A 26,762-nucleotide genomic window follows, 5' to 3' on the forward strand; every position below is an offset into this window, starting at 1 on the left:
CATGAAGCTGGGTGCCTACACCGCGTGCCTGGACGACCTGCCGCTGCCACAGGCCCTGAAGGTCCTGCGTGAGCTCAAGCTGACCGGCGCCGAGATCAACGCGGGGGGATTCCGTCCCACACCCCATCTCCCGGTCGCGAAGCTCCGCGAGAGCGCGGCGGCGCGGGACGACTACCTGGGACTGTTCGAGGACGCCGGTATCACACTGACCGGCCTGAACGTCAACGGCAACCCGTTGCACCCCGACCCCGAGGTCGGCCCCCGGCACGCCGACGACCTGCGTGAGGCGATCACCACCGCCGGGCTGCTCGGCGTCGACCGGGTCGTGGCGATGTCGGGTCAGCCCGCCGCGCACCCCGGCGGCACCGCCCCGTCCTGGGTCGTCATCCCCTGGGACAGCGCCTACCTCGACGTGCTGGAGTACCAGTGGCGCGAGGTGGCGATCCCGTTCTGGACCGAGATCGACGCCCTGGCGAGGGACGCCGGGGTCAAGGTCTGCATCGAGATGCACCCGCACAACCTGGTGTTCAACCCGGCGACGCTGGAACGGCTGGTCGCCGAGGCCGGCGCCACCCACGTCGGTGCCGAGATGGACCCCAGCCACCTGTTCTGGCAGGGCATCGACCCCATCGCGGCCGTCGAGAGCCTCGGCCCGCTCGTGTTCCACGCCGCTGCGAAGGACACGCGCATCAACGAGAACTGCCGCGTCAACGGCGTGCTCGACGACCGTTTCCAGCGGATTCCCGCCGAGGAGAAGCCGCTCGGGATCGGCGGCCGCTACACGGTGACCCGGTGGCCGGCCGAGCCGTCATGGGAGTTCGTCGCCGTCGGACGCGGCCACGACCAGGACTTCTGGAGCCGGTTCCTGCGTGCGCTGCACGCCGTCGATCCGGACATGGCGGTCAACATCGAGCACGAGGACGAGGAGTTCGGCCAGGTCGAGGGGCTTCGCCTGTCGGCCGAGGCCCTGACCGCCGCCGCCGAGGCCGCCGGGCTGTGACCCGGCAGGTCCACCTACTCAGAACCCACCCCATGCGTCAACGGCCGGGACGGTCAGGAAAGGCAGGAAGGACGATGAGAGGACCGACAAGGATCCGAGCGGGCAGCCGGATCCTGGGCACCGCGCTCGCCGCGGCGCTGGCCCTGTCCGCGTGCAGCAGCACCGGCGGCAAGAAGGCGGAACAGCAGGCGACGCAGGTGGCGGCGGGCAAGGCCACCACCCCGCGCTTGAAGATCACCATGGTCACGCACGCGCCGTCCGGCGACACCTTCTGGGACATCATCCAGAAGGGCGCGCGGGCCGCCGCCGCCAAGGACAACGTGCAGTTCCAGTACAGCAACGATGTCGATCCGGGCAAGCAGGCCACCCTCGTCCAGAACGCCATCGACAGCAAGGTCGACGGCATCGCGGTGACCCTGCCGAACCCGCCCGCGCTGATCCCCGTTATCAAGAAGGCCGTGGCCGCCGGGATCCCCGTCGTGGCGTTCAACGCCGGGGTGGACGACTGGCAGAAGTCCGGCGCGCTGATGTTCTTCGGCCAGGACGAGACCAATTCCGGCGAGGCCGCCGGCAAGCGGCTGACCGCCGAGGGCGCCAAGAAGGTCCTGTGCGTCGTGCAGGAGCAGGGACAGGTCCAGCTGGAGGCCCGGTGCGCGGGCGTGCAGAAGGGTTTCTCCGGAACGACCGAGAAGCTGTACGTGACCGGCACCAACATGCCGTCGGTGCGGTCGACGATCGCCGCCAAGCTCAAGCAGGACAAGTCCATCGACCACGTGATCACCCTGGGGGCGCCGATCGCCCTCGCCGCCGTGCAGTCGGTCAAGGACAGCGGCAGCCCGGCCAAGGTGGTCACCTTCGACACCAACCCGGCGCTGGTCCAGGCGCTGCAGAACAAGACCGTCCAGTGGGCGATCGACCAGCAGCCCTACCTGCAGGGCTATGAGGCGATCGACTCGCTGTGGCTGTACAAGACCAACGGCAACGTGATCGGCGGCGGCCAGACCACGCTCACCGGCCCGTCCTTCATCGACCAGAGCAACCTCGCGCAGGTCGCCAAGTACGCGTCCGCAGGCACTCGATAAATCCACCACCCCCATGCCTCGGAGGTGTTCCCCATGACCGACACGCTCGACGTCGGCGTCCGGCCGCCGGCGCGCGACGAGCGCTTCACCGAGAAGTCCCTGGCGGCCCGGCTGCTGGCCCGTCCCGAGGTCGGCGCGCTGATCGGCGCGCTGGCCGTCTACGTCCTGTTCTTCGCGGTCGCCGAGCCGTTCCGCGGGCTGGACTCCCTGGCGACGATCCTGTACGCCAGCTCCACGATCGGCATCCCGGCCGTGGGGGTCAGCCTGCTGATGATCGGCGGCGAGTTCGACCTGTCCGCCGGCGTCACGGTGACCAGCGCGGCCCTGCTCGCGTCGATGGTCGGTTTCCAGCTGACCGCGAACCTATGGGTCGGGATCTTCGTCTCGCTCCTGGTCGCGCTGGCGGTCGGCGCCATCAACGGCTACCTGGTCATGCGGACCGGCATCCCCAGTTTCCTGGTGACGCTGGGATCGTTCCTGATGCTCCAGGGACTGAACCTGGCCCTGACGAAGCTCATCACCGGCAACGTCGCCAGCCCGAACATCTCCGACATGAGCGGCTTCGCGTCGGCGCAGAAGGTCTTCGCCTCCGAGTGGGACATCGGCGCGCTGTCGATCCGGATCTCGGTGCTGTGGTGGCTGGTGTTCGTCGCCATCGCCACCTGGGTCCTGCTGCGCACCCGGGTCGGCAACTGGATCTTCGCGGTCGGCGGGGCCGCGACCAGCGCGCGGGCCGTCGGCGTCCCGGTGCGCGGGGTGAAGATCGGGCTGTTCATGACCGTGTCGGCGCTGGCCTGGTTCACCGGCATGAACCTGCTGTTCTCGTTCAACACCGTGCAGTCGGGCGAGGGCGTCGGCAACGAGTTCCTGTACATCATCGCGGCGGTCATCGGCGGCTGCCTGCTCACCGGCGGGTACGGCTCGGCGGTCGGCGCCGCGATCGGCGCGTTCATCTTCGGGATGACCACCCAAGGCATCGTGTACGCCGGGTGGAACCCCGACTGGTTCAAGTTCTTCCTCGGCGGGATGCTGCTCGGCGCGACCCTCCTCAACCTCTGGGTCCGTCGCAGGGCGGAGGTCACGAAATGACCGGCGACACCGATACGACCGTCAGGGCGCCGTTGGTGCGCCTGACGGACTGCGAGAAGTACTACGGGAACATCGTCGCCCTCAAGGACGTGTCCCTGGAGGTCGGAGCCGGGGAGGTCACCTGCGTCCTGGGCGACAACGGCGCCGGCAAGTCCACCCTCATCAAGATCATCGCGGGCATGCACCGGCACGACGCGGGCACCTACGAGATCGAGGGCGAGCCGGTACGGCTCGGCTCCCCGCGTGAGGCGCTGGACCGCGGCATCGCGACCGTGTACCAGGACCTGGCCGTCGTGCCGCTGATGCCGGTCTGGCGCAACTTCTTCCTCGGCTCGGAGGTGCGCAGGGGATTCGGGCCTCTGAGCCGCATGGACATCGGCTTCATGCGGAAGACCGCCAAGACCGAACTGGCCAACATGGGCATCGACCTGCGCGACGTCGACCAGCCGATCGGGACGCTGTCCGGCGGCGAGCGCCAGTGCGTGGCGATCGCGCGGGCGGTCTACTTCGGCGCGAAGGTCCTGATCCTGGACGAGCCGACGGCCGCACTCGGCGTCAAACAGGCCGGCGTCGTGCTCCGCTACATCGTGCGTGCCAAGGAACGCGGGCTCGGCGTCATCTTCATCACCCACAACCCGCACCACGCCTACCCGGTCGGCGACCGGTTCCTCCTGCTCAACCGCGGCCGCAGCCTCGGCTACCACGCCAAGGGGGAGATCACCCGGGAGGAGCTCACCGGGCTCATGGCCGGCGGCGCCGAACTCGAACAGCTCAGCCACGAACTCGCGGGCGGCGTCGACGGGCGACTCCGCCACGTCGCCGAAGAGCTCGAACAGCAGGCCGCGGCGGCGACGCTCCCGGCGGCATCGCCCGCCGAGAAGGAGAAGCAGAAGTGAAGATCGCCCTCGACCCCTACATGCTCCGGCACGTACCCCTCACCGAACTCCCCTCGGTGGTCGCCGAGCTCGGCTACGAGTACATCGAGCTGTCGCCGCGCGAGGACTTCCTGCCCTTCTACCTGCACCCACGGGCCGACAAGGCCACCATCACCGGCTTCAAGAAGGCCCTGGACTCGGAAGGGGTCCAGGTCTCCTCGGTGCTACCGCTGTACGAGTGGGCCAGCCCGGTCGAGGAGGACCGCCAGGCGGCCGTCCGCTACTGGAAACGCGCCATCGAGGTCACCGTGGACCTGGGCTGTCAGGTGATGAACTCCGAGTTCAACGGGCGGGTGGTGGCGCCGGCCGACAGCGAGCGGCAGTTCTGGCGGTCGCTGGAGGAGCTCCTGCCGATCTTCGAACGGGAGGGGCTGGAGCTTCGCCTGGAGCCCCACCCCTATGACTTCGTGGAGGACGGGCACGCGGCCGTCGATCTGGTCAGGGGCATCGACAAGGACTTCGTCTCGTTCCTCTACTGCGCCCCGCACACCTTCCACCAGGGAGGCGACATCGCCGGAGTCATGCGGCACGCCGGATCCCTCCTGACGCACCTGCACATCGCCGACTCCCTCGACCACCGCGCGTCGTCCGGAAACCGCTACATCGTCAACCCGCCGAGCCTGGCCGGCCAGATCCGCGTCCACCAGCACCTGGACATCGGCCAGGGCGAGGTCGACTGGGACGTCTTCTTCAAGACCCTCGCCGAGCAGGGCTTCGACGGCGTCGCCACGGTCTGCGTCTTCGCCTGGGAGGAACGCGCCCGCGAGTCGGCCATCGACAACCGCGAGCAGATCCAGGAGTACGTCGCCAAGTACGCGAAGGAGAGCGAGGCCTGATCACCGTCTGCGGCCGTACGGTCCGGATGCGGGCCGCGGTCACAGCCGGGCGGTCGGTCCGTATGGCCCGCGGTCACAGCCAGCCGTTGTGGCGGGCGGCCCGTACGGCCTCGATGCGGTTGCGGGCGCCGGTCTTGCCGATCGCCGCGGACAGGTAGTTGCGGACCGTGCTCTCGGACAGGTGCAGACGCCCGGCGATGTCGGCGATGGTGGACCCGTCCGCGGCGGCGGACAGCACGTCGCACTCGCGCTGGGTCAGCGGGCTGGGGCCCGCGCTCAGCGCGGCGGTGGCCAGCTCGGGGTCGACCACGCGTTCGCCCGCGAGGACCCGGCGGATCGCCGCCGACAGGTCCTCGACCGGTCCGTCCTTGACCAGGAAGCCGCTCGCGCCCGCCTCCATCGCACGCCGCAGGTAGCCCGGCCGGCCGAACGTCGTGACGATGAGGATCTTGCAGTTCGGCAGCTCGGCGTGCAGGTCGGCGGCGGCGTCGAGACCGCTGCGCCCCGGCATCTCGATGTCGAGGACGGCGACGTCGGGCCGCAGCTCCAGCGCCGCCGGGACGATCTGATCGCCGGCGGACACCTGGCCGACGACCTCGAAGTCGTCCTCGAGGTTCAGGAGCAGGGCCAGCGCACCGCGCATCATGCCCTGGTCCTCCGCGAGCAGCACCTTGATCAAGAAATACTCTCCTTCAGAGGCAGCGTGATCGTGAGTCGGTAGCCGCCCCCGTCGGCCGGACCGGCCTCGAGCCGGCCCTCCGCGCCGCTGATCCGCTCGACGAGTCCGCGAAGGCCGTTGCCCTCGGACGTATCGGACGGCGCCGGCGCTCCGCGTCCGTCGTCCCGGACGGTCAGGACGGCGGTGCCGCCCTGCCGGACCACCGAGATCTCGCAGGTCTCCGCGCCACTGTGCCGGATGACGTTGGTGACGCCCTCGCGTACGGCCCAGCCGAGCAGGGCGTCGGCCTCCTCCGGCAGAGGGGTGCGCTCCTGCCGGACCGTCGCCGTGATGCCGGCGTCCCGCAGGGCGGTACGGGCGCCGTCGATCTCGGCGGCCAGCCCGCGGCCGCGGTAGCCGGACACGGCGAGGCGCACCTGCCGGAGCGCGTCGCGGCCGATCTCCTCGATGTCGGCGGCCTGGCTCGCGGCCAGCTCCGCGTCGCGTGGGGCGAGCTTGCGGGCCGCCTGCGCCTTGACCACCATCACCGACAGAGTGTGCCCGAGCAGGTCGTGCAGGTCGCGGGCGAAACGCAGGCGCTCTTCGGAGACCGCCGTCCTGGCCAGTTCCTCGCGGGCCTCCCGTAGTTCCTTGACCGCGCTGAACAGCCGCAGGAGCGTGGCGATGACCAAGCCGGAGACGAAGGTCCCGTACCAGGTGCCGAAGGCGTCGCCGGCCGACGCGCCCCGGGCCCAGGCCAGGAGTCCCGCGACGACGGACAGCGGTGTGACGATCACGACCGGCCAGGGGCGACGGCCCCACGGGAGCACCACTCCGCAGCCCAGGGCCAGCGTGGGCATCAGCTCGTTCATCCCGTGCCCGAACCAGCCGGCCAGGACGAAGGCGTCCAGCCCGGCGGCCACGAGAAGCGCGACCGCGAGCCGGTCGCCCTGGCCTCGGCGGTAGCCGTACCAGATGGCCGTGACCAGCAGTCCGGTGTATATCGCCAGGAGTGACCCGGATGCCCAGACGGGCCGGGCGTGGCCGCGGACCACGTAGTCGAACGCGTCGTAGCCGATCAGGAGCCAGGGATACGTCCCGAACGGGCCTGGACTGTCGTCGACGTGGTCGGCGATCTTCGTCTGGGGCTCGGTGGTGGTGTCGGAGGAGTCGGGCTCGGGGGATTTCCCGGCCGCTTCGGCCTCCGCCGGATCCCGTCCGGCCTTCATCCGCCAGCTCACGCGCGCCCCGCCCCCTCGCCGCGCGGGACTCGTCCGCCCGCGGTCCCACACTCTAAGGCGAGGGTCGACGATGCGTGCAGATGCACCCGTCCCGGTGTCCGGCGGGACAAATGTCGTGGAACGCATGGGGTCGGGTTCGTTACCGCAGCGTACGTCTCAGCGGCTTGGGCCGAGAGACCTAGGCGGCCGGTGGCCGGTTGGGCCCGGAGACCCTTTTCCGGCCCGCGACGCCCTCGCCATAGTCGACCCGCCCGATGCCGCGCGTGCTCATCGCCGCGCGTTTCCCTCATAAATGATCAAGGGTCACCATGTATCGCAAAATCGCCCTCGTCGCCGTGGCGGGCATTGCCGCCGCAGGCCTCTCCGCGTCCCCGGCCGCCGCGGCCAAAGCCGCCTGCAAGTCGAGCTACTGCGCGTACGAGATCCAGACGTTCTTCTGGGAGAAGACGGAGAGCAAGGACACCAAGTACGCGACGGCGAAGTTCATCACGCGTCGCGCGGGGAAGGTCAAGGTCGATCTGGACTACAAGCACCGCAATCACGCCGTCGGCGTACGGCTCGTCACCTGCGGGGCGAAGAAGGCGCTCACCGGCTGGCGGCAGCTCAACGGCTACACCGGCCACTACTTCACCTTCGACAAGAGCGTGAAGAAGGGCACCTGCTTCCGGGTCCAGGCGGGGCGCTCGGACGCCGGGACGATCAACGGCACCCTCCAGCTTCCCTGAGCGATCTCCAGTCCACTCCGTAAGATCATGATCAACGTCTGGAGCGGCGGGCGGGAAAACTGATAAACCCGTTCGTGTGAACTGGATGCGAGCCCATCTCGACCGTGTCGAGCGGCACAACGCCGAGGCGCTGAATCGCGCCCGCGGCCTGGTCCTCGACACGGTCGCCAAGGACGGCCTGCTCTACCTCGGCGGGTCGGGTCATTCGCTCGGGATGGTCCTCGAGGGCTTTTTCCGCGCCGGGGGACTGGCGTGCGTGTACCCGCTGTACCGGCCGGAGATCTCCCCGCTGCACGGAGCCTGGCCCGCCACGCAGGCCGAACGCCGGTCCGGCATGGCCGCTCCGGTCCTGGAGGCCGCGGCGCCCCGGCGGGGCGACCTGGTGATGATCTTCTCCAACAGCGGCTCGAACCCCTACCCGGTCGAGCTGGCGATGGCGGCGAAGTCGTACGGCCTGCCGGTCATCGCGGTGGCGTCCGGCCCGTCGATGGAGATCGCCCCGGCGCGGGCGGGGGTGAAGCTCGACAAGATCGCGGACCTGGTGCTCGACACCCTGGCGCCGCCCGGTGACGTGTCCCATCCCCCCGACGCCCCGCGTACGGCGGCGCTGTCGTCGTTGTGCTCCGTTTACCTGTGGAATCTCCTCCTCGCCCGGATGGCCGAACGCGCCGAATTGCCGCTGTGGGTGAGTGCCAACGTTCCTGGGGGAGATGAACGCAATGCGGAACTGCTGGCGCGCTACTCGGAACGCGTGCCCGTACTAAGAACGTCGGTTATGGGGTAAGGACCTGACCTACCTGGAGGTGGCGTCATGGACAAGACGGTCAAGGCGTTGCTGTCGGAGGCCGGGCGAACCTTCGCCGAAGAGGCCGGGATCGAGCTGAAGGACACGCCGGCCGCGTTGTTCAAGCTTCTCGTCCTCGCCAACCTGCTGAGCACCCGGATCAGCGCGGACATCGCGGTCGCCGCGGCCCGGGAGCTGTTCGAGGCGGGCGGCGGGACGGCGCGCGGCATGGCGAAGCTCACCTGGCAGCAGCGCGTCGACGCGCTCGGCCGGGCGCACTACGTTCGATACGACGAGAGCACCTCCAGCCGTCTCGGGGACATGGCCGAGCGGGTCCTCGAGGCGTACGACGGTGATCTGCGGAAGCTGCCGCTCAGGGCCGAGCGCGACATCGGCCACGCGAAGGAGCTGCTGGAGGAGTTCCCCGGCATCGGCCCGGTGGGCGCGGACATCTTCTGCCGTGAGGCGCAGGCCGTATGGCCGTGGCTGCGCCCGTACTTCGACGATCTGACGGTGAAGGGGGCCGAGCGCGTCGGCCTGCCGACCGATCCCAAGCGCCTGGCCGACCTGGTCAAGGAGCGCGACCTGGCGCCGCTGACGGCCGCCCTCGTCCGCGTCGCCAAGGACAAGAAGCTCGCCGACCAGGTCGCGAAAGGCTAGGGGTGGGGCATCGGCATCCGGCCGGGATCTGCCGCCCGGCCGGCCGGTCGGCGTCGGCCGGGGAGCGTGTGTCAGGGGCGTCGCCACTGTCCGATAACGGTCTTGATAGGGACGCGCCACGCAATGGGATCTGCCATTCGGTGCCCAAGCTGCGCTATACACGTCCTCAGGCATGAGGGAGAGCGATGCGACCGTTCGGCAGATCCCGATCGCGCCCTCCGGTGGCGCGTGATCTGTTCGAACGTGCCCGCTGGCGGTATTTCCGGGTTCAGCCGGGTTTGCGGAGACTGACGTTTCTGCTGTTGGTGGTGGGGTCGGCGGCGGTCGCGATCGTCGCGGGCCTGCCCTTGCTCACCACCGTCGTCTTCACGGCCACGCTGCTTCTCGTCGTCGACTTCACCCTGCGCTCGCCGAGCGGCATGGCCACCGCCTTCGTCGTCGCCTGCTGGCTCGCGGCCGTGATCCCGCTCAGCCACCTCTACCCGGCCGGCGGGCACGAGGCCGTCTTCCTCGGAGCGCTGGCACTGCCGGTCGCCTTCCTCGCGCACCGCGTCCACGCGTACGCGCCGTGGCGCACCGCGGCCGTGTCCCTCGGCCTGGCCGGGATCGTGGCCGCCGCGCTCGCCAACCCGCTGCCCCGGCTGAACGCCGCGCCCGCGTGGGCGGCGGCGCTGGCCGTCCTCGGGTACCGCTGGTGGCAGGCGCGCCGCATCGTCCCCGCCGAGGCGTACGACACCGGCTGGGCCCAGGAGGACTACGCCGAGGAGGACGAGTACGCCCCGCAGAGCCAGAGCCAGAGCCAGAGCCGCGCGGAGCACGCCCAGGCCCGTACGGCCGACGACGTTCCGGACATCTCGGTCGACGAGGCGTTCGCCGAGCTGGAGGCCATGATCGGCCTGGAGCCGGTGAAGCGGCAGGTGCGTTCGATCGCCGCCTCGATCGAGGCCGCCCGGATGCGCGCCGCGGCGGGCTTCCCCACCGAGAAGCCGATGCGGCACTTCGTGTTCGTCGGGCCGTCCGGCACCGGCAAGACGACCGTCGCCCGAGCCGTCGCGCGGATCTTCTACGCCTTCGGGCTCCTGCCGACCCCGCAGGTCGTCGAGGTGCAGCGCGCCGACCTGGTGGGGGAGTACCTCGGCGCCACCGCGATCAAGACCAACGAGGTCGTGGACCGCTCCCTCGGCGGCGTCCTGTTCGTCGACGAGGCGTACTCCCTGGTCAACACCGGCGACGGCCAGCCCGACCGCTTCGGCAGTGAGGCCGTCCAGACGCTCCTCAAACGCGCCGAGGACGACCGCGACAACCTTGTGATCATCCTGGCGGGCTACGAGGAGGAGATGGAGGGCTTCCTCGCTTCCAACCCGGGCCTGGCGTCCCGGTTCGGGACGCGCGTGAAGTTCCCCGCATATCAGCCCGCGGAGCTGCTGGAGATCGCCGAGTACCACACCGGGCTGCGCGGCGACCGCCTCGGCCCGGACGCCGGGCCGTGCCTGCGGCTGAAGTTCGAGGAGGTCTCGCGGCGCGGCGTCATCGACGAGCTGGGCAACGGCCGCTTCGTGCGCTCCCTCGTCGAGTCCGCCGCCCGCGCCCGCGACGTCCGGGTCGTCCACGCCCGGGCCGAGCCCACGCCGGACGAACTCGTCACCATCGGCGCCGTCGACGTCGAGGTCGCCTTCGCCGAGCTCACCGAGCGCTACCGCGGCTACGCCGAGACGCCGACCCTCGAGGAGGCGCTCGCCGACCTGGACGCGATGACCGGCCTGGAGCCGGTGAAACGGCAGGTCCGCGCGATCGCCGCGCAGCTACAGGTCGCGCAGCTGCGTGAGGAGCAGGGCCTGCGCACCCACCCGCCGATGCGGCACTTCGTCTTCGCCGGCCCTCCCGGCACCGGCAAGACGACCGTCGCGCGCGTCCTCGGCCGCGTCTTCGCCGCGCTCGGCCTGCTGGCCCGGCCCGAGGTCGTCGAGACCCAGCGCGCCGACCTCGTCGGCGAACACCTCGGATCGACGGCGATCAAGACCAACAAGGTGATCGACTCCGCGCTCGGCGGGGTGCTGTTCATCGACGAGGCCTACTCCCTGATCAACCCCGGGTACGCCGGCGGCGACGCGTTCGGCGCCGAGGCCGTGCAGACCCTGCTGAAACGCGCCGAGGACGACCGGGAGCGCCTGGTGGTCATCCTCGCGGGCTACGACGAGGACATGGACCGGTTCCTGCGTTCCAACCCGGGCCTGGCGTCCCGGTTCGCCGAACGCGTCGCGTTTCCCTCCTACGGCCCCGACGAACTGCTGGAGATCGCCCTCGAACTGGCCGCGAAGGGCGGCGACAACTGGGAAGAGGGCGCACTGGACGACCTGGCGGGCATCTTCCAGCGCGTCTGCGGCCTCGGCCGGATCGACGAGCTCGGCAACGGCCGCTTCGTGCGCTCGGTCTACGAGAAGGCCTGTGGCTTCCGCGACCTGCGCGTCGCCGAACTCGGCGCGGACGCCACCACCGCCGACCTGACCACCCTCATGACCGACGACGTCCGCTCCGCCTACACCGAGCTGGCCCGCCGCCACTGACCGCCGCCGAGGACACCACGTCCGCCTGGGATGGCGTAAACGCGTTTCGGGAGTACCGCGTCCATCTTGCGTGACCGCCCCACACGACGAACCCGCACCGCCCGCACCGGCCTCCGATGTGAGAGAAGGTGAGATGGGCGATGGCGAGCGACGGCCGACGCGGTACTGGTCGGCTCCGCTCGCCGGATCCATCCCGCAGGCCCCGGCCGAGCCGCTTCCCCCGATTCCGGAAGAACGCGGCACCGTCCGGAAAATCGGGCGGTACGTCGGGGCGGTCATCCTCGTGTTCACGGTGCTCGCCACCGCCGGCGCGGTGATGCGGGGCTGGAAGAACGCTGGACCAACGCACACGATCACGGTCCCGGACTCGGTCGGTCAGTACGACCGCCTGACCGGAAACGTCGCGGACCGCGTCATCGCGAGGATGCGGGCTGCGGCGGCGAGCAACACCGGCGAGAGTGCGCGCGCCGACCAGGCGGCCATCGCCATCTACGACAAGAACCACAAGCCCGACCAACGGCTGATCTTCATTGGGTTCAGCGCGGACGCCGATCCGGATATGCGTCGAGAGCTGCGAGCCCATTCCGCCTCGCACGAGGCCGATGAGCTCTTCCGCGGTGAAGGCCACTTCTCGAACGAACAGGACATCGAGCCGGGGCGCTTCGGCGGTGTCCTGCGCTGCGGTACCGGAGACGCCGGCTCCCCCTTCTCGTCGATGTGCGTCTGGGTCGACGGCTCCACCGCCGGAATGCTCCTGGCCATGAAGACCGTCGCCAACGATCTGGCGGGTACCACGTTCGGCTTCCGGAACGCCGCCGAACACTGACGCGCGGGATTCGGACGACCGAGGCCGAACCGGCGCGCCGTACCGGCCGGGGGCGCCCGGGCCGTCCACGGCGGCCAGGCCGGTTCGTCGGCATCAGCCGTCGGTGAGGAGGCCCGGGCCGCCGAGTGTCGGTCCGGCGCTCTAGGGTGCCGTTCGTGGAGACGGTGACGTGGGGGCAGGTGCTGGCCTGGCGGCTGCGGCGGCAGTTCCTCGATCCGGCCGGCGGCGGCGACCCGGTCGAGGTGGTGCGGCGGCTCGCCGGCGTGCAGGCGCAGGTGGCCTCGGCCGCCGAGCTGGCGATCGCGGTACGGCAGGCGGAGCCCCGACCCGGCGCGGTGACGGAGGCTCTCGCCGACCGCAGGCTGGTCAAGACCTGGGCCATGCGCGGCACCCTGCACCTCCTGCCCGCCGACGAGGCCGCCGCCTACCTCACCGTGTCCGGCGCCCACCGCAACTGGGAGCGGGCGAGCTGGCAGAAGACGTTCGGCGCCACCCCCGCCGACCTGGAGGCCATCGCGGCGGCCGCGACCGACGCGCTGTCCGGCGGCACGGCCCTCACGCGTGAGGAGCTCACCGCCGAGATCGTCGACCGTACGGGCTCGGGCCACCTCGCCGACGTGCTCGGGTCCGGCTGGGGCACCCTCCTCAAGCCGCTGGCCTGGTGGAAGGTCCTGTGCTTCGGCCCGCCGCGGGGCAACCGGGTCACCTTCGTCAGCGCCGCCTGGCTGCCGGAGACACCCGACCCGGCGGCCACCGTGGTCCGGGCGTTCCTGGGCGCGCACGGTCCCACGACGCCGGCGCTGTTCGACAAGGTGTGGCTGAGCCGAGGCGCCACCCGCAAGGCCCTCCTCAAGAGCTGGTTCACCGAGGCGGTCGAGGTCACCGAGGTCGATGTCGAGGGCGAGCGGCGCGTCATGCTCGCCGAGCACGTCGCCGAGCTGGCCGCCACCCCGCCGAGCACGGGCGTCCGGCTCCTCGGCGCCTTCGACGCGTACGTCCTGGGCGCGGGCACGGGCGCCACCGAGATCATCCCCGCCGAGCACCGTGCCGCCGTGAGCCGCAGCGGCGGCTGGATCTCCCCGGTCGTGCTGCGCGGCGGCCGCGTCGCGGGCGTGTGGGACGACGAGCGGACCACGCTCTGGGAGGACGTCCCGCAGGAGGCGATCGCCGCCGCGCGGGCGCGCCTCGCCCGGATCTCTCCGGGCTTGTCCTCACCCGCCTGACCGCCCCTCGTACGACCGCCGTTACGGTGGACTTACAGCCCGGTAGTGAACACGTAACGTGCCCGCCGCACGATGCGAGGAAGCGACCTCGGGTGGTGAGCAGGTATGAGTCCTGGATCTCTCATCCGGTTCCGTGACATCCACGGATACTGGCGGGCCTTCCGCATGGTCGGCAGCGGGCCTCCGCTGCTGCTGATCCATGGCATCGGCGACAACTCCGGCACCTGGCTCGACGTCATCCCGCGCCTGGCGGAGAACCACACCGTCATCGCGCCCGACCTGCTCGGCCACGGCGAGTCCGCCAAACCGCGCGCCGACTACGGCATCGCCGCGTACGCCTGCGGCATGCGCGACCTGCTCAGCGTTCTCGACGTCGACCGCGTCTCGGTGATCGGCCATTCGCTCGGGGGCGGCATCGCCATGCAGTTCGCCTACCAGTTCCCCGAACGCTGCGAACGCCTCGTACTCGTCGCCAGCGGCGGCATCGGCCGCGAGGTCCATCCGATCCTCCGCGCTGCGGCGGCACCCGGCGCCGAGGTCGGCCTGGCGCTGGCGACGTCCGCCCCGGCGCGCACCGCCGTACGGCTCGCCGCCCCCGTCCTGCGCCTCACCGGCGGCCTGTTCCTCGGCACGGATTTCGACTACATGCTCCGGCGTTACCGGGGACTGCGCTCGACGACCGCCCGCCAGGCGTTCCTGCGCACCCTCCGGGCCGGCGTTGACGTGCGCGGCCAGGTCATCACCATGCTGGACCGCTGCTACCTCGCCGAGGGCATGCCCATCCTCATCGTCTGGGGCGCGGAGGACCACGTGATCCCCGTACGCCACGCGCGGATCGCCCACGCCGCCATGCCCGGCAGCAGCCTGGAGGTGTTCGCCCGGTCCGGGCACTTCCCGCACCATGACGAACCGGAGCGTTTCGTCGCCAGCGTGGAGCGATTCCTGGACAGCACCGAACCGGCACTGCACGACCCCGCGAAGTGGCGGCGGCTCCTGCGCGCCGGCCGCGCCACGGACCGGAGGAAGCCGAAGGAGGTCGCCCCGCACGTGTCGAGCGGAGCCTGACCTACGGCCCGCGCGACGCGCCTGTCAGGCGGCCTGCTCGGGCACCACCATGACACGGGCCCGGCGCGACCGTACGTCCCAGCCGGCCATCGCCGCCATGACCAGCAGCGCCAGGAACGCCAGCGTCAGCGGGTCGACCAGCTTCGAGACAGGCACGAGCACGGCGAGCGCCGCCAGCGTCAGCACACGCGCGGTCGTGAAGTGACCCCACACCGCCCGCTTGAACAGCGCGTGCCCCGCCACGAACAGCGCCGGACCGCCGAGCACCACCGCCGCCGTACCGCCGGCGACGTGCCCGTGCGGGTGCGCGACGATCAGTTCGTCGGCGACGGCGCTCACGATGATCCCCGCGACCATCGGCAGGTGGATGAAGGTGTACGCGGACCGGCCGAGGCGGCCCGGATCCTCCGAGGCCGCGATGCGCTCCGCCGCGGCCTCCGCGCTCCGATCGAAGTAGATCCACCACATCGCCACGCTGCCGAGGAAGCCGACCGTGAAGGCGGCGCCCGCGGCCATCCCCGCACCGTGCAGGTCACTGAACGTGCTGCCCGTGACCAGCACCGACTCGCCCAGCGCGATGATCACGAACAGCTGGCAGCGCTCCGCCATGTGCCCGCCGTCGATATTCCAGTCCGACGTCCTCGAACGCCCCAGCCCCGGGAACGTGTAGCCGTGCCAGGGCGCGGCGTACTCCAGTGCCAGCGCCCCCACCCAGGCCACGACCTGGGCCGGATGGTCGGCGAAGGCACCGCCGATCCAGAGCACGGCCGTGGTCAGCTTCCAGGCCAGGATGCGCACGAAGTTCTTGGCCAGCTCGTCCCGCCGGGTCATGAAGGTCACGAAGGCCGTCCGTCCGGCCTGACAGGCGACGTAGGCGAGGGCGAACCACAGGGCCCGGCTCTCGAACGCCTTGGGGATCGCGACCGCCATCAGCATCCCGGCGAGCATGGTCCCGGTCAGCGTCATCCGTACGGCGGGATGGTCTGGATTGAGCCAGTTGGTCGTCCAGCACGTGTACATCCACGCCCACCAGACGGCCAGCAGCAGCACCAACGTCTCACCGGCGCCGCTCACGGTGAGATCCTTCAGCAGCCGGTGGGACAGTTGCGTCACCGCGAAGACGAAGACCAGGTCGAAGAACAGCTCGAAGAACGTCACGCGCGTCGCCCCGTCACCGCGGGAGCGCAGCAGCCCCGCCGGGGTCCCATGCTCCATGCGCCGAAGATTACGGCAGCGCGGACCTGCGCAGGGATTCGAGACGATCACGAAGCTCGTACGCTGTCGCACCCGTCACGTACGCCTCTCTCCCTCGCACGGCGACCCAGACGGACGCGAACGGATCGAACAGCGCCACCCATCCCGGGAACTCCCGGCGAAGCCGATCCAGCCACCCCCACCGCGTCTCCCAGACCGGATCCGGCGCCCGGCCGAACCCGACGTGATCGACCCGCGTCACCGGCCCCGGGGAGTCACCGGTTGCCGAGGACATGGGTGATCTCCTGAGCAGCCCGGCCCGTCTCCTGGGCGGGACAGATCGGATCGCCCCAGGAGTAGAAGAACCACAGCGCGTCGCCGTCGACCCGGTAGCGATCGATCCGGATCTTCTCGCAGAGAACGGGCGCGTGCCGGTTCCCGACCCGCACGTACGGCATGCCGCCGCGCGGCGTCTCGACCGTGGCGGTGAAGCCGGCGGCGTCCAGCCAGTCCCGCAGTTCGTGCAGATGGCGGGCGACCGCCCCGCCCGTCGTCTCTCGGCCCATCCACGACCTCCTGGAATTCGATCGGTTTCCCGCTCCAGACTGTCGTCGCACGGCTACGCTCGGCTATATCTGCAGCTCTCCAACCCCCCATGGAGACCACGTGGACATCGATCCGTCGGCCTCGGCCGCCGAGCAGTACGCCTACCGGCTGCGCCTCCACCGCGAGCGCGCCGAGCTCACCCAGGACGACGTGGGCCGGGAATGCATCATCAGCGGCAAGATGATCGGCCACTTCGAGAACTGCCGCCGCATCCCCACCTTGGACGTGTCGAAGGAGCTCGACCGCCTCTTCGACCTGGACAGGTACTTCGAAGAGCTCCACCCACACGTCGTACGAGAGACCGCGCTGACTCCCGCCTTCACCAGCTACGCAGAGCAGGAACAGCTGGCGGATTCCCTGCGCATCTACCAACCACTGTTGGTCCCCGGCCTACTGCAGAAGGAGGCGTACGCCAGAGAGGTGCTACGCGCCAGGCAGAAGGACGACCGGCTGGCGCGAGACGTCGCGCTCCGGCTGGGCCGCCAGGACATCCTGGACCGTGACGATCCGCCGTTCCTGGTGATCCTGATGAAGGAGTCCGTGCTGCGTGAGGTCGTTGGCGATGCCGAGGTAATGAAGGGGCAACTCGCCCACCTGCTGGAGATGGCCCGGCGTCCGAACATCAGCATTCAGGTGATCCCGGCAGGTGCGCCGGTCTACGTGTCCGGTGGTTTCATGCTGCTCGGCTACATGGAGGGCGCGGACCTGGCCTACGTGGACGGCGCGGGAGGCTACGGTCAGCTGATCGACGCCCCTCAACAAGTCCACTCGCTGGCGGTACGGTTCGACCAGGTTCGGGGTGTTGCGCTCCCGATCTCTGAGTCCGAGGAACTGATCCGCGCGATCATGGAGCAGATGTGAACGTCAATCCCTCAGACGGCACTTGGCGAAAGTCCAGTTACTCCGGTGAGGAGGTAAGTAGCGACTGCGTGGAGGTCGCGCATCTCGTCCTCTCTGAGTCCCGGAGCGTTGGTCGGGACGCTTAGGTCAGGTTGATCCGCGGGTTCCGCTCACGCGACCGATGCGTTTCGCCTCGCCGCGTTGTCTACATGTTGGAACGTCCCCCTTCCGCGCCTGCGGGAGGTCCGACATGAGATGACGAGGAGCGTGCACACCGTGGACCAGGAGAACATGAGCGTCACCCTGACCGTCGCCGTGCCCGCCGCCAGGGTGTTCGCGGTGCTGGCGGACCCGACGGCGCATTCTGCGATCGACGGCACCGGCTGGGTTCGGGAACCTGCCGACCGGGCGCCGCTGACCGAGGTGGGGCAGATCTTCCGGATGGGCATGTATCACGCCAACCATCCGAACGGTGACTACCGGATGGCCAACAAGGTGCAGGTGTTCGACCCGCCGCGCGCCATCGGCTGGCTGCCGGGGACGGAGAAGGACGACGGTCAACTGGACTTCGGCGGCTGGACCTGGCGTTACGACCTCGCGGCGCTCGGTCCGTCCGAGACCGAGGTCACGCTCACCTACGACTGGTCGGCGGTGCCGCAGTTCATCCGGGAGTTCCTCCAGTTCCCGCCGTTCGGCCCTGAGCATCTCACCAACTCGCTGCACCACCTGGCCGAACTCGCCGCACCGACGCCCCGGGCCTGAACGCCCGCGATGAGTCCTGCGGCGTCCGCCGGTCGTACTGTCGAGCCCGTTACCGAGGAGGACTTCTGATGCGCAGCGTGACCTATTCGATGAACGTCTCACTCGACGGCTACATCGTCGGGCCGGACGGCGAGTTCGACTGGACGGGGCCCGACGAAAAGGTCTTTCGCTCCTGGATCGACGAGATACGAGGGGTCGGCGTCCACCTGTTGGGACGACGGCTGTACGAGACGATGCTGTACTGGGAGACCGCCGACCAGGATCCATCGCTCGACGACTCAATGCTCGAGTGGGCCGCGCTCTGGAAGCCGCTTCCAAAGGTGGTGTTCTCCACCACGCTGTCGGCGGTGCAGGGCAACGCCCGCCTGGCCTCCGGCGGCCTGGCGGAGGAGATCGAGCGGTTGCGAGCCGAGCCGGGGGAGGGCGACATCGCGATCGGCGGCGCGACCCTCGCCGCCGAGGCGGCCGCATTGGGTCTGATCGACGAGTACCGGGCTAGGGTCTACCCGGTGCTGGTCGGCGGTGGCATTCCGTTCTTTCCCCAGCGCGAGCGCCGAGTGGATCTCGAACTCGTCGAGACCCGCACCTTCAGCTCAAAAGTCGTCTACTTCCGCTACCGAGTGGTGCGCTAGGTGTACTGCCCAGGAGCGCGACGCGCCCAGAACCAGGTCAGCCGGCGAGTACGGTGTCGAGCCAGTCGAAGGTGCCCTGGTGGAAGAGGGAGAGCGCACCCTCGTGGCAGTGCTCGCCCGCGCCCCGTAGCGGTCCACTCGGTCAGGGACCGATACGCGGCTGGGCGGCGGAAGGCGTTGCCCATGGTCTCGGCGCGGCGGATTTTCGGGATCTGGCCCGTATGAGCCGGCGTTCACCGACTGCGCTTGCCGTGGCGAGGATGACGGTCAGTGCGACGCCGTACAAGATCGCGTCAGTCGGTCTTTGCCGCGCCCCTTAGTCGCGGAGGTCACCGAGCCAGCTCAGGGCGTTCAGGCCGGGTATGAAGCAGTACTCGCCGCCGCGGGTGACCACGAAGCGCGGCAGCGCACGCAGGCGCCGTCGCAGCGGCCGCCGCGGAATGGTGAACTCATCGGGGCCGTCGCCTGAGCCGATGAGGGGGTCGCGTGCGTTGCCTGCGCCGAAGAAGACGCCATCGTTCATCCACTCGGACTGGACGAACTCGAACTGCCGGCCCAGGTGCGCTCCGATGAAGGCGAACATCAGTCCGCGGTCGGTCCCGTCGTCCTCCAGCATCCCGTCGGGCAGCGGCGGGCCGTAGGCGGTGCCGCGCCGGATCATCCGGTGCAGCCTCGGCTCTCCGGCCACCGCCGCGTCGCGGGGGTTGCCCCGGCGGATGTGGCAGCCGCAGGGGGTGATGAACCCCGCAGGGTCGTGGCGTTCGTACAGGAAGGCGTTGTTGCGATGCGGGTCGGCACCCAGATGGGAGTCATCGCGCGTGGGGCAGAGCGCCAGCGGGGCGCCGCTGCGCCAGCGGCCCATGATCTTGGCGGCCAGTAGTTCCTCGTCCTCGGGGCCGGTGGCGTTGTCCTTGAGGTAGCGGCGGAAGGCGGCGACGCGCTGGTGGAGTTTGCGGAAGGCGGCGTAGGTGCCGTTGCGTCCCAGGATCTCGGGCTGCGGGGTCTGGACGCCGCCGAGTTCGTCGGGGTAGCCGAGCACGAACTCCCCGGCCTTCAGCGGTGTTTCCAGCGGGTTGGAGCCGGTGATGCCGCTGCCTTCGACGGCCGGGTGGCTGATGCCGTCGCGGTAGCCGAAGGGTTCGGTCTCGGTGGGCAGCGCATGGCAGTCCTGCCGCCAGATCGCGCTCACCCCGGGCAGGCGCTGATAGGCCGGGCGGGCGCGGTCGATGGCAGCCTGCAGGCGGGTGCTGTCGGGTGCCAGGGCCGTGAGCACCACATGGACGTCGGGTCTGCCCAGCGGCGCCTCCCAGTGTTCGGGGCTGCTGTCGCCGACGTCGCCGAGCGCCGCAGCCCGTGCGGCCATCCCCTGCCGGAATTCCCAGGCGAAGGTCTCCAAGGCGTGCGGTGGCACCCCCAGGGCCTTGAGGCCGCAGAAGGTGAGCGCGACGCTCACCCAGGCGTCGCCCAGCGGGCTTGTGGCGTCGGCGGCCGAGGTCACCGCGGCGCGCACGCGCCGCATCAGCTCCCGGCCGCCTGTCCGGTCGTCGATGCGAAACAGGATGTAGGTGGCCGCGTACGGGGTCGGCCGGGGGCTGAGGACCCCGCGTTGGATGTCGTCGAGCTCGAGCGCTGCCGATTGCGGGGTGTTCACCGATGCCCCCTCTTCCGCAGGTGGATGGGTGTCACTTCGCCGAGAGGATGTTCTTCCAGAAGGCGCGCAGGCTCTCGTCGCCGCCGAACAGCGAACTGAAGATCGTGGAGTCGGCCAGCAGCACGTCGCCGGCCCGTTCTCCAGCGGGGGGCATCCACAAGAACATGTTGAACTCGGTGTTGCCGGCCTCGGTGAAGGGGTGCGCCGGCCTGGAGGGGTCGATCGGCTGCCTGGCCAGGACGTGGATGATGTCCGGTTCGTCGGTCGTCACCGCGTAGTGCGGCAGGTGCATGTGGAAATTAAAAGTGGTGACCCCGTCCAGCCATCCCCGGGCGTCCAGGTCCCGGTTGACCGACAACGGAGCGATCGTCTTGGACTCCTGCACCGCGGGCCGCAGCCCGTAACGGTTCTCCACCGGAACTCCCAGCCCGCGCATCAGGCCGCGGACGTAGCGGGCGAAGCGTTGCTGCCGGGGCACCAGCGCGTCTCCGTGATGGTGGTACTCGGCGTCGCGTACGGCCGGATCGTCTGAGGCTCCCACGTCGTGGTGCGGTCCCAGCACCAGGCAGGTGCCCTCCCGGGCCAGGAAGTGCCGCAGCGCCTCGATCTCTGGGGGCTCGGCCTCCTGCCCGGTGGTCATGTGGTCCAGGCCGAAGACGAACAGGGTGTCGGTGTCATCCAGCACCCGCTCGTCCAGCAGGGCGCGGAACCCGGCCTGGTCGACGCGCTGGTATACCGGCACGGGATGGCCGGTGGTCTCCTCGGCGAACCGCTGAAACGGCGCCCACCCCCGGAAGAACAGCTCCAGCGATCCGGCGATGCCCTGCTGGAAGCGCAGCGGGTCACACCAGCGGGGGTCCTCATACGCCGGCCAGTTCACCCGCCGCACTTCGGTCATCGTGGAGAACCGGTTGTCGAGCTCGGCCGGGTTCCTGCCCGCCTCGGCCGGATAACTCCACGAGACGTAGATGCTCACCCGCCGTCGGCCCGGAGTGCAGGGACGCGGCACATGGTTCTGGTTGTAGGTGCGCGCGGTCTTCGACTCACCCATACCTCGCCTCCGATCGGCCGCGGCGAGACCAGGGCGCCAGCCCGATCTCACTGCATCTGGTCGAGCATCTCCGACAGGGCGCCCTTGATCCGCAGCGCTTTTTTGATCTCATCGGCGGTCACGTACGGATACTCTCCGTACTCGATGAAGCTCGGGCAGTGGTGCTCGCGGACGAACCTGACGAATGCCTCGGGGTTGGTCCTCCAGTCCGCGGGGAAGCCCACCAGGTTCTCGAACGCCGTGTTCACCCCCGCCTTGGTGAACAACGCGATGGCGTCCTCGGTGTACTTGTCGAAGTCGGTGTCGAAGATCCCCTGATACATGAACCGGGTGTCGTCGTCGAACAGCACCCAGCGCAGGTAGTGCAGCTTCAGCGGCGCCAGAAGATGCGGATCGGCCTCCAAGGCCTTGGCGAGCGCGTGACCGTGGTTACGGATCGCGTCGGCCCGGCCGGGCTTGACGTCGGCGATGATGGTGAACCCATAACATGCCGGGCTCCGGGGAAAGACCGGGCCGTACTTGCCCTGTTCGAGGTGGTCGGTCTCCTTGGGGATCACCACCGCCTGCGGCGTGATGTCCATACCGGCTCCTCCCTCACACAGCCAGAGGGGGAACCGGCCATAGGCCACCTGACCAGGTAATCATCCCACACATCGGCGATGCCGACCGTCCGCGCCATCATCGGGATCCGTCCCGGTCGCCGAGCATTCTGCACGCCGTCGCGGCCTACGGGCATCTGTCGACCGGAGGGCTTCTACTCCGAGCCGGGTATGAGGAGCACTTTTCCCTGGCGGCTCTTCATCTCGGACCGGGTCACGGCCGCCTCGATCTGATCGAGCGGGAACTTCGTCCCGGGAGAGGTTTCGAGGACTCCCTCGCGCATGAGCTCGACGATGCCCTGGACCAGGTTCTCCCGCATCTCCCGGTCGAGCCTCGGCAGCCAGTATCCGAGCCAGTAGACCTCCAGCCTCCGGCGGCCGGCGAGAATGTAGCGCGGGTCATCTCCCACGAGCATCGGCTGGCGCGTGAGAGAGCCGTAGAGGAGCATTCGCCCGTCCTCGTGGAGGGCCTTGAACATCTGGGTGCCGGTGTCCCCGATCACCGGGTCGATGGCGTACTTGACTCCCTCCGGGTCGACGACGCGGTGGACCTGCTCGTCGATCGGGCCGTCGTCGGTCACCAGGACGACGTCGGCACCCAGGGCCTCCAGTTCCGCGACCGCCTCGCGGCGGCGGACGATGTTGACCGTTCGGATGCCGTCGTGCTTCGCCAGGCGGATCACCATGCGGCCCAGTTCCGAGGTGGACGCCGACTGGAGCAGCCACTCACCCCGGGGCACCGCCAGCACATGACGGACCATGAGGAGGGCCGAGGCCGGATTGATCATGAAGGAGGCCACCTGCTCGTCGGGAAGCCCCTCCGGCGTGGGAAGCAGGTCGAGGGCCGGTACGACCGCGTACTCCGCCCAGTTGCCTCCCTGGCCGTTGACGACCACGACGCGCTGCCCAGGCTCCCACCCCTCCACCTGCGGGCCCAGGACATCGATGATTCCGACACCTTCAAAGCCGACGGGAGCCGGAAAACGCGCTTCGACGCCGGCGTAGTGGCCCCGCACGTACAGCAGATCGGACGGGTTGACCGGAGTGGCGATCACACGGACTCGAACCTCCCCGGCCCCCGGTTCGGGAATGGGCCGGTCGGTGACCGCGAGCACGTCCTTCGGCTCGCCGTGCCGGTCGAAAACGACACCTTTCATCGCTTGCCCCCCGAGATGCGCCGCTTCCTTCTCTGGGCCGGAAGCTGCTCCGAATGCGGTGAATACCCGCTGCCGCAAGCTGCTATTCGAGGCGCTTGATCCGGGTGTGGGGCGGGCTGCGGCCGGAGCGATACCCGGCATAACGCCTGAATGTCACCGACGGGCGAGGCCCTTTGTTCAGCGGTGTGCACTCAGACGGGAAAATTGCCGTGTGGCGGGACAGCGCAGAACGAGGGCCGTCGCCCCGGACGGAAGAAAGTCCCGTAATCCGCTCCAGTGAGGCCTTCGACGTCCGGATGCCTGCCAGGCCATGCCCATGACCGCAATCGTCACGTGGCGCCTACTGGGTGGCTGTGAGGTGGCGGTCGATCCAGGCGGCGATGGCCGCTGCGGTGTCTTCTGGGGTTCCGCTGCCGGTGTCGACGCGGTCGGTGATGTTGCGGCGTAGCCATTGGCCGAATTCGACTTGCTCTTCGATGTCGCGGCTTCGCCAGGGAGGGCGGGCGCTGATGCGGGCGCGCCGCAGTTCATCCGGGCAGTCGAGCACGATGAAATGGATGTCCGCGATCCAGCGACGGGCGGGGAGATCCTCGAGGTGGCTGGGGATGAACGGTCCGAGCAGGACCGTGGGAATCCCCGATTGGGCGACGCCGTGAGCGACGGCCAGCCATACGTCACGGAATGCGGGCCAGTTGATCGGTTGGCTGCCGCTGAGCGCGGCCGCGGCGTCCATGAGCAGGTCGGCGTCGAAGGTGACGCAGCGGCCTCGCAGTCTGCGGGCGAGTGGGGCAAGGGCGGCGGTTTTCCCTGAGCCGGAAGCTCCGGTGACGATGAACAGCGGCCCGAGCGCGGCACGGTCATCCGCGCGGCCGCACTCGGGGCAGACCGCGCGCCCCTTGCGCGGCTCCATGGCGACTTGCTTCTCACAGGACTGGCAGTAGCGCACGTGGACAGCATGCCGTGCGAGACGTGATTGCAATAGGTCCACGGTCCTAGTCGAACTAGGGTCACCAGACCCTTACAGCCTGCGCGACCTGATTCTTACACTCCAAGATCGACTTGCCTTTTCGGCAGAAGGAGAGGTGGCCGTGAATCCTCGCAGAACCGCTCTTGTGGCTGCGGTATTGATCACCCTCGACTTGGGAGTATCCGCTCCAGCCATCGCCGATCAGGCGGCCGGCGATCCGAAGACGTCCGTCGACATCTCCGTCCAAGCCGCAAAGATCGTACCGGATGTGACGGTGAAGAGTAACCCGCAGCGCCAGCATTCCGCCTGCAAATCCCCCAAGGGCAAACGCATCAACGTCTCGTACAGTCCGGGATGGGTCTCCACCACCATCTACTTCAACAATCACTGCACGGAAAAGCGCTCATTCCAGCCCATGATGGCCTCGCGTACGGGCAAGAGAGGCCCGGCGAAGTGCATCACCGTCAACCCCGGGACCAAGGGGAAGAAGAAGGTACGGACCCCCGGCTACGTCGTCACGGACGTGAGGTTCATCAAGTCCTGTAACTGACATGCGCTCCTCTCCCGAGGGCGCGGCTCGTCCGGCCGGGCGTGCGGGCCGTCTCCGCCGTCCGGCCCGCGACGATCACGTCGTGGGCCGCGCGGTGGTGGTACGGCCGCCGGTGACGAGAAGAAGGTCGAGCTTTCCCGCGTCGCTGCTGCCGGCCGCCGCCGTGTAGGTGACCATGCGCAGGTCCGCGCCCGGAACGACGAGGACATCGCAGTCGAGCAGGATGTCGCCGATTTCCGGATGCAGGATCGTCTTCCGGTCGGTCGTGTGCTGGGCCGCCGTCGCCGTGTCCCAGTGATGCGCGAAGGCCTTCGATGTTCCGCGGAGGTCCGCCACGAGACACGCGAGTTGGGAATCCGCGGGATAGCGGGACGTGGCGTCCTTGAGATCGGCGACGATCGCCGCCGGGAAGGCGTCCTCGTCGCGGTCGGACCGGAAGGGACGCAGCGCGGCGTGAGCGGCGCCGTCGCCGAAGACGGCGCGCGCGAGATTCCGCTCGGTGGCGGGGACTCCGGAGGGGTCGCCGTGCAGAGCGCTCCACAGAGCGTTCCACCACACGAGGGTCCAGTCGGCGGTGAACACCCCGATCGGGAAGTCTCCGAGGCGCGCGGCGAGCCGTTGGACGCCCGGGGGCACATGGGTGCTGATCGTCCCGTCTTGTGGCGGAAGGAGCCCGGCGCTTCGGTACAGCCGGTCTCGCTCGGCACGGGAGAGCTGAAGGGCCCGGGCGAGGGCGCCGACGACCTGGGCCGAGGGATTCTTCGCGCGTCCCTGCTCCAGCCGCAGGACGTAGTCGACCGAGACCCCGGCCAGTTGCGCGAGCTCCTCGCGGCGTAGTCCCGGGGCACGGCGGCCGGCCGTCACGGTGAAGCCGGCGTCGGCCGGGGAGAGGCGGTCGCGCCAGGCGTGCAGGAGCGCGCCGAAGCCGGAGCGGGGGGCAGCCATGGGTCCATTCTCGCGACTCGGCGCGGGATGAGCCTGGGTACTGCCGGTCCTAGTGACGGGCGCGGCACTGGCCGGCGGCGGTGAGGGCGGCGAACGTTGGGGACGCGCCGCACCCGGCCGATCAGTGAAGGAGCCTCCCTTGGAATCCACCATCGTCATGACGGGCGCCACCCGCGGCATCGGCCGTACCGGCGCTGAGTGCATCCTGCGCGAGTCGCCGGACGTGCATCTCCTCGTCGTCGCCCGAGGGTCCTCCGGCGCGCGGCTGTCCGCGGAGCTCGGCGCCGGTGGGCGCGCGGTCTCGTACGTCGCGGCGGACCTCGGCTCGCTCGAGAGCGTACGGTCGGCCGCCGCGGAGATCCGGGACCGGCTCGACCGGGGTGACCTGCCGCCGCTGCGCGGCTTCGTGGGCAACGCGGGCGTGCAGTACACGAACGCGCTCACCGAGGGCCCCGACGGGTTCGAGTCCACGTTCGCGATCAACGTGCTCGCCAACCACCTGTTCGTCCGCCTCCTCGAGGACCGCTTCGCCTCTCCCGCCCGGATCGTGATCACCGTCAGCGACACCCATTTCGGCGACTTCAAGCACAACCTGGGCATCGTTCCCGGCCCGGTCTGGCAGTCCCCGGACGTCCTGGCCCGTACGGGCGCCTTCCCCAAGCCGGACACCACGGCCGCCGGGCGTACCGCGTACTCGACGAGCAAGCTGGCCGCCATCTACCTCGTGCACGAGTACGCGCGCCGCCTGCCGGGCGGGATCGACGTCGTCGCCTACAACCCGGGGCTGGTCCCCGGCACCGGTCTCGCCCGCGACGCCGACCCCGTCTCCCGGTTCGCGATGCGCTTCATCCTGCCGGCGCTGGTCCTCACCCCGCTTGCGACCGGCCGTGGCGCCGCGGGACGCCACCTCGCCGACGTCGTCCTCGGCCGGACCAAGGCACCGACCGGGTCCTACGTCGACCGCAGCCGGGTGGTCCGGTCGTCCGAGGAGTCGTACGACCCGCAGCGCGAACGCGAGCTCTGGGACGCCGCCGAACGCCTCACCGCCGCGTACGCCGCCTGACGCGCAGTGCGAACGCGGACTCTGGGAGGCCGTCGAACGGTTCACGGCCGCGTACGC

At 69.7% G+C, this 26,762-nt stretch carries 29 protein-coding genes; 18 read left to right on the plus strand and 11 right to left on the minus strand.

Annotated elements, in window-relative coordinates:
- The first annotated feature begins 1 nt into the window (after position 1).
- The 5 genes from ACYVF7_RS15695 to ACYVF7_RS15715 all read left to right on the plus strand — a co-directional run bounded on the left by ACYVF7_RS15695 (position 2) and on the right by ACYVF7_RS15715 (position 4,942).
- Positions 2–1,000 (plus strand): sugar phosphate isomerase/epimerase family protein, encoded by a 999-nt coding sequence (locus tag ACYVF7_RS15695; RefSeq protein ID WP_460340302.1) that lies wholly within the window; start codon positions 2–4, stop codon positions 998–1,000.
- 74 nt (positions 1,001–1,074) lie between these two features.
- Complete coding sequence (locus ACYVF7_RS15700; RefSeq protein ID WP_460340305.1) at positions 1,075–2,082, plus strand: sugar ABC transporter substrate-binding protein; 1,008 nt, start codon at positions 1,075–1,077, stop codon at positions 2,080–2,082.
- 33 nt (positions 2,083–2,115) lie between these two features.
- Entirely contained in the window at positions 2,116–3,171 is a 1,056-nt protein-coding gene (locus ACYVF7_RS15705) for an ABC transporter permease (protein WP_460340308.1), read from the plus strand.
- Positions 3,168–4,067: an ATP-binding cassette domain-containing protein gene (locus ACYVF7_RS15710; protein ID WP_460340310.1), complete on the plus strand. Its 900-nt coding sequence runs from the start codon at positions 3,168–3,170 to the stop codon at positions 4,065–4,067. The genes ACYVF7_RS15705 and ACYVF7_RS15710 overlap by 4 nt, the downstream gene beginning before the upstream one ends.
- Positions 4,064–4,942 carry a sugar phosphate isomerase/epimerase family protein gene (locus ACYVF7_RS15715; RefSeq protein ID WP_460340313.1) on the plus strand — a complete coding sequence of 293 codons (879 nt, stop codon included), beginning with the start codon at positions 4,064–4,066 and terminating at the stop codon, positions 4,940–4,942. The genes ACYVF7_RS15710 and ACYVF7_RS15715 overlap by 4 nt, the downstream gene beginning before the upstream one ends.
- A gap of 73 nt (positions 4,943–5,015) precedes the next feature.
- Here ACYVF7_RS15715 and ACYVF7_RS15720 read toward each other — a convergent pair whose 3' ends face one another.
- Positions 5,016–5,621: a response regulator gene (locus tag ACYVF7_RS15720; RefSeq protein ID WP_460340316.1), complete on the minus strand. Its 606-nt coding sequence runs from the start codon at positions 5,619–5,621 to the stop codon at positions 5,016–5,018.
- On the minus strand, positions 5,618–6,841 hold the full coding sequence (locus ACYVF7_RS15725; protein WP_460340319.1) for a sensor histidine kinase: 1,224 nt from the start codon (positions 6,839–6,841) through the stop codon (positions 5,618–5,620). Before ACYVF7_RS15725 ends, ACYVF7_RS15720 begins: the two co-directional genes overlap by 4 nt.
- A 308-nt stretch (positions 6,842–7,149) precedes the next feature.
- On the opposite strand from ACYVF7_RS15725, the gene ACYVF7_RS15730 reads away from it, so the two are divergent.
- The 7 genes from ACYVF7_RS15730 to ACYVF7_RS15760 all read left to right on the plus strand — a co-directional run bounded on the left by ACYVF7_RS15730 (position 7,150) and on the right by ACYVF7_RS15760 (position 14,688).
- Positions 7,150–7,566 (plus strand): hypothetical protein, encoded by a 417-nt coding sequence (locus tag ACYVF7_RS15730; protein WP_460340322.1) that lies wholly within the window; start codon positions 7,150–7,152, stop codon positions 7,564–7,566.
- An 85-nt stretch (positions 7,567–7,651) separates the two neighbouring features.
- A complete protein-coding gene (locus tag ACYVF7_RS15735) occupies positions 7,652–8,350 on the plus strand; it encodes a sugar isomerase domain-containing protein (RefSeq protein WP_460357933.1) in 699 nt (232 codons plus the stop codon).
- Positions 8,351–8,377: 27 nt separating this feature from the next.
- Positions 8,378–9,010, plus strand: coding sequence for an HhH-GDP family DNA glycosylase (locus ACYVF7_RS15740; RefSeq protein WP_460340325.1), 633 nt, complete (start codon positions 8,378–8,380; stop codon positions 9,008–9,010).
- Positions 9,011–9,195: 185 nt separating this feature from the next.
- Positions 9,196–11,574 carry an AAA family ATPase gene (locus ACYVF7_RS15745; RefSeq protein ID WP_460340328.1) on the plus strand — a complete coding sequence of 793 codons (2,379 nt, stop codon included), beginning with the start codon at positions 9,196–9,198 and terminating at the stop codon, positions 11,572–11,574.
- A 133-nt stretch (positions 11,575–11,707) separates the two neighbouring features.
- On the plus strand, positions 11,708–12,400 hold the full coding sequence (locus ACYVF7_RS15750; protein ID WP_460340331.1) for a hypothetical protein: 693 nt from the start codon (positions 11,708–11,710) through the stop codon (positions 12,398–12,400).
- 155 nt (positions 12,401–12,555) lie between these two features.
- Positions 12,556–13,623, plus strand: a complete 1,068-nt coding sequence (locus tag ACYVF7_RS15755; RefSeq protein ID WP_460340334.1) for a winged helix DNA-binding domain-containing protein — start codon at positions 12,556–12,558, stop codon at positions 13,621–13,623.
- A 105-nt stretch (positions 13,624–13,728) separates the two neighbouring features.
- A complete protein-coding gene (locus tag ACYVF7_RS15760; protein ID WP_460340337.1) occupies positions 13,729–14,688 on the plus strand; it encodes an alpha/beta fold hydrolase in 960 nt (319 codons plus the stop codon).
- Positions 14,689–14,712: 24 nt separating this feature from the next.
- Here the strand turns inward: ACYVF7_RS15760 and ACYVF7_RS15765 are convergent, their stop codons facing one another.
- The 3 genes from ACYVF7_RS15765 to ACYVF7_RS15775 are packed head-to-tail and all read right to left on the minus strand — an operon-like array spanning position 14,713 to position 16,448.
- Entirely contained in the window at positions 14,713–15,903 is a 1,191-nt protein-coding gene (locus ACYVF7_RS15765; RefSeq protein WP_460340340.1) for a low temperature requirement protein A, read from the minus strand.
- Between the two features lie 10 nt (positions 15,904–15,913).
- Entirely contained in the window at positions 15,914–16,177 is a 264-nt protein-coding gene (locus tag ACYVF7_RS15770; RefSeq protein WP_460340343.1) for a hypothetical protein, read from the minus strand.
- Positions 16,158–16,448: a hypothetical protein gene (locus ACYVF7_RS15775; protein WP_460340346.1), complete on the minus strand. Its 291-nt coding sequence runs from the start codon at positions 16,446–16,448 to the stop codon at positions 16,158–16,160. The genes ACYVF7_RS15770 and ACYVF7_RS15775 overlap by 20 nt, the downstream gene beginning before the upstream one ends.
- A 100-nt stretch (positions 16,449–16,548) precedes the next feature.
- Between ACYVF7_RS15775 and ACYVF7_RS15780 the strand changes: the two genes are divergently transcribed.
- The 4 genes from ACYVF7_RS15780 (at position 16,549) to ACYVF7_RS15795 (ending at position 18,722) form a co-directional block, all read left to right on the plus strand.
- A complete protein-coding gene (locus tag ACYVF7_RS15780; RefSeq protein ID WP_460340349.1) occupies positions 16,549–17,349 on the plus strand; it encodes a helix-turn-helix domain-containing protein in 801 nt (266 codons plus the stop codon).
- Positions 17,346–17,474, plus strand: coding sequence for a DUF397 domain-containing protein (locus tag ACYVF7_RS15785; protein ID WP_460340352.1), 129 nt, complete (start codon positions 17,346–17,348; stop codon positions 17,472–17,474). Before ACYVF7_RS15780 ends, ACYVF7_RS15785 begins: the two co-directional genes overlap by 4 nt.
- Before the next feature lie 109 nt (positions 17,475–17,583).
- Positions 17,584–18,090 (plus strand): SRPBCC family protein, encoded by a 507-nt coding sequence (locus ACYVF7_RS15790; protein WP_460340355.1) that lies wholly within the window; start codon positions 17,584–17,586, stop codon positions 18,088–18,090.
- Between the two features lie 68 nt (positions 18,091–18,158).
- Positions 18,159–18,722, plus strand: coding sequence for a dihydrofolate reductase family protein (locus ACYVF7_RS15795; protein ID WP_460340358.1), 564 nt, complete (start codon positions 18,159–18,161; stop codon positions 18,720–18,722).
- A gap of 316 nt (positions 18,723–19,038) precedes the next feature.
- On the opposite strand, the gene ACYVF7_RS15800 is transcribed toward ACYVF7_RS15795, so the two are convergent.
- From ACYVF7_RS15800 to ACYVF7_RS15820, 5 genes are all read right to left on the minus strand, one after another.
- The gene (locus ACYVF7_RS15800) at positions 19,039–20,373 is read right to left on the minus strand and encodes a Dyp-type peroxidase (protein WP_460340361.1); all 1,335 of its coding nucleotides are present in this window, start codon (positions 20,371–20,373) and stop codon (positions 19,039–19,041) included.
- Between the two features lie 31 nt (positions 20,374–20,404).
- Positions 20,405–21,424, minus strand: a complete 1,020-nt coding sequence (locus tag ACYVF7_RS15805; RefSeq protein ID WP_460340364.1) for a hypothetical protein — start codon at positions 21,422–21,424, stop codon at positions 20,405–20,407.
- 47 nt (positions 21,425–21,471) lie between these two features.
- Positions 21,472–22,005 (minus strand): hypothetical protein, encoded by a 534-nt coding sequence (locus tag ACYVF7_RS15810; RefSeq protein ID WP_460340366.1) that lies wholly within the window; start codon positions 22,003–22,005, stop codon positions 21,472–21,474.
- Between the two features lie 173 nt (positions 22,006–22,178).
- Complete coding sequence (locus tag ACYVF7_RS15815) at positions 22,179–23,180, minus strand: zinc-dependent alcohol dehydrogenase family protein (protein ID WP_460340369.1); 1,002 nt, start codon at positions 23,178–23,180, stop codon at positions 22,179–22,181.
- Between the two features lie 340 nt (positions 23,181–23,520).
- On the minus strand, positions 23,521–24,126 hold the full coding sequence (locus ACYVF7_RS15820; protein WP_460340372.1) for an AAA family ATPase: 606 nt from the start codon (positions 24,124–24,126) through the stop codon (positions 23,521–23,523).
- Positions 24,127–24,268: 142 nt separating this feature from the next.
- Between ACYVF7_RS15820 and ACYVF7_RS15825 the strand changes: the two genes are divergently transcribed.
- Complete coding sequence (locus tag ACYVF7_RS15825; protein WP_460340375.1) at positions 24,269–24,697, plus strand: hypothetical protein; 429 nt, start codon at positions 24,269–24,271, stop codon at positions 24,695–24,697.
- A 75-nt stretch (positions 24,698–24,772) separates the two neighbouring features.
- Here ACYVF7_RS15825 and ACYVF7_RS15830 read toward each other — a convergent pair whose 3' ends face one another.
- Entirely contained in the window at positions 24,773–25,642 is an 870-nt protein-coding gene (locus ACYVF7_RS15830) for a helix-turn-helix transcriptional regulator (protein WP_460340378.1), read from the minus strand.
- 139 nt (positions 25,643–25,781) lie between these two features.
- Between ACYVF7_RS15830 and ACYVF7_RS15835 the strand changes: the two genes are divergently transcribed.
- Complete coding sequence (locus tag ACYVF7_RS15835) at positions 25,782–26,705, plus strand: SDR family NAD(P)-dependent oxidoreductase (protein WP_460340381.1); 924 nt, start codon at positions 25,782–25,784, stop codon at positions 26,703–26,705.
- The last annotated feature ends 57 nt before the right edge of the window (positions 26,706–26,762 follow it).

It is taken from the genome of Actinoallomurus acanthiterrae, assembly GCF_054775715.1.

Bases quoted from the DNA above. Each gene is read 5' to 3' on its own strand.
- ACYVF7_RS15790 (WP_460340355.1), top strand. From the start codon at position 17,584: ATGACGAGGAGCGTGCACACCGTGGACCAGGAGAACATGAGCGTCACC.
- ACYVF7_RS15710 (WP_460340310.1), top strand. From the start codon at position 3,168: ATGACCGGCGACACCGATACGACCGTCAGGGCGCCGTTGGTGCGCCTG.
- ACYVF7_RS15805 (WP_460340364.1), bottom strand. From the start codon at position 21,424: ATGGGTGAGTCGAAGACCGCGCGCACCTACAACCAGAACCATGTGCCG.
- ACYVF7_RS15830 (WP_460340378.1), bottom strand. From the start codon at position 25,642: ATGGCTGCCCCCCGCTCCGGCTTCGGCGCGCTCCTGCACGCCTGGCGC.
- ACYVF7_RS15815 (WP_460340369.1), bottom strand. From the start codon at position 23,180: ATGAAAGGTGTCGTTTTCGACCGGCACGGCGAGCCGAAGGACGTGCTC.
- ACYVF7_RS15765 (WP_460340340.1), bottom strand. From the start codon at position 15,903: ATGGAGCATGGGACCCCGGCGGGGCTGCTGCGCTCCCGCGGTGACGGG.
- ACYVF7_RS15700 (WP_460340305.1), top strand. From the start codon at position 1,075: ATGAGAGGACCGACAAGGATCCGAGCGGGCAGCCGGATCCTGGGCACC.
- ACYVF7_RS15795 (WP_460340358.1), top strand. From the start codon at position 18,159: ATGCGCAGCGTGACCTATTCGATGAACGTCTCACTCGACGGCTACATC.
- ACYVF7_RS15695 (WP_460340302.1), top strand. From the start codon at position 2: ATGAAGCTGGGTGCCTACACCGCGTGCCTGGACGACCTGCCGCTGCCA.
- ACYVF7_RS15810 (WP_460340366.1), bottom strand. From the start codon at position 22,005: ATGGACATCACGCCGCAGGCGGTGGTGATCCCCAAGGAGACCGACCAC.
- ACYVF7_RS15750 (WP_460340331.1), top strand. From the start codon at position 11,708: ATGGGCGATGGCGAGCGACGGCCGACGCGGTACTGGTCGGCTCCGCTC.
- ACYVF7_RS15770 (WP_460340343.1), bottom strand. From the start codon at position 16,177: ATGTCCTCGGCAACCGGTGACTCCCCGGGGCCGGTGACGCGGGTCGAT.
- ACYVF7_RS15740 (WP_460340325.1), top strand. From the start codon at position 8,378: ATGGACAAGACGGTCAAGGCGTTGCTGTCGGAGGCCGGGCGAACCTTC.
- ACYVF7_RS15735 (WP_460357933.1), top strand. From the start codon at position 7,652: ATGCGAGCCCATCTCGACCGTGTCGAGCGGCACAACGCCGAGGCGCTG.
- ACYVF7_RS15745 (WP_460340328.1), top strand. From the start codon at position 9,196: ATGCGACCGTTCGGCAGATCCCGATCGCGCCCTCCGGTGGCGCGTGAT.
- ACYVF7_RS15730 (WP_460340322.1), top strand. From the start codon at position 7,150: ATGTATCGCAAAATCGCCCTCGTCGCCGTGGCGGGCATTGCCGCCGCA.
- ACYVF7_RS15705 (WP_460340308.1), top strand. From the start codon at position 2,116: ATGACCGACACGCTCGACGTCGGCGTCCGGCCGCCGGCGCGCGACGAG.
- ACYVF7_RS15775 (WP_460340346.1), bottom strand. From the start codon at position 16,448: ATGGGCCGAGAGACGACGGGCGGGGCGGTCGCCCGCCATCTGCACGAA.
- ACYVF7_RS15760 (WP_460340337.1), top strand. From the start codon at position 13,729: ATGAGTCCTGGATCTCTCATCCGGTTCCGTGACATCCACGGATACTGG.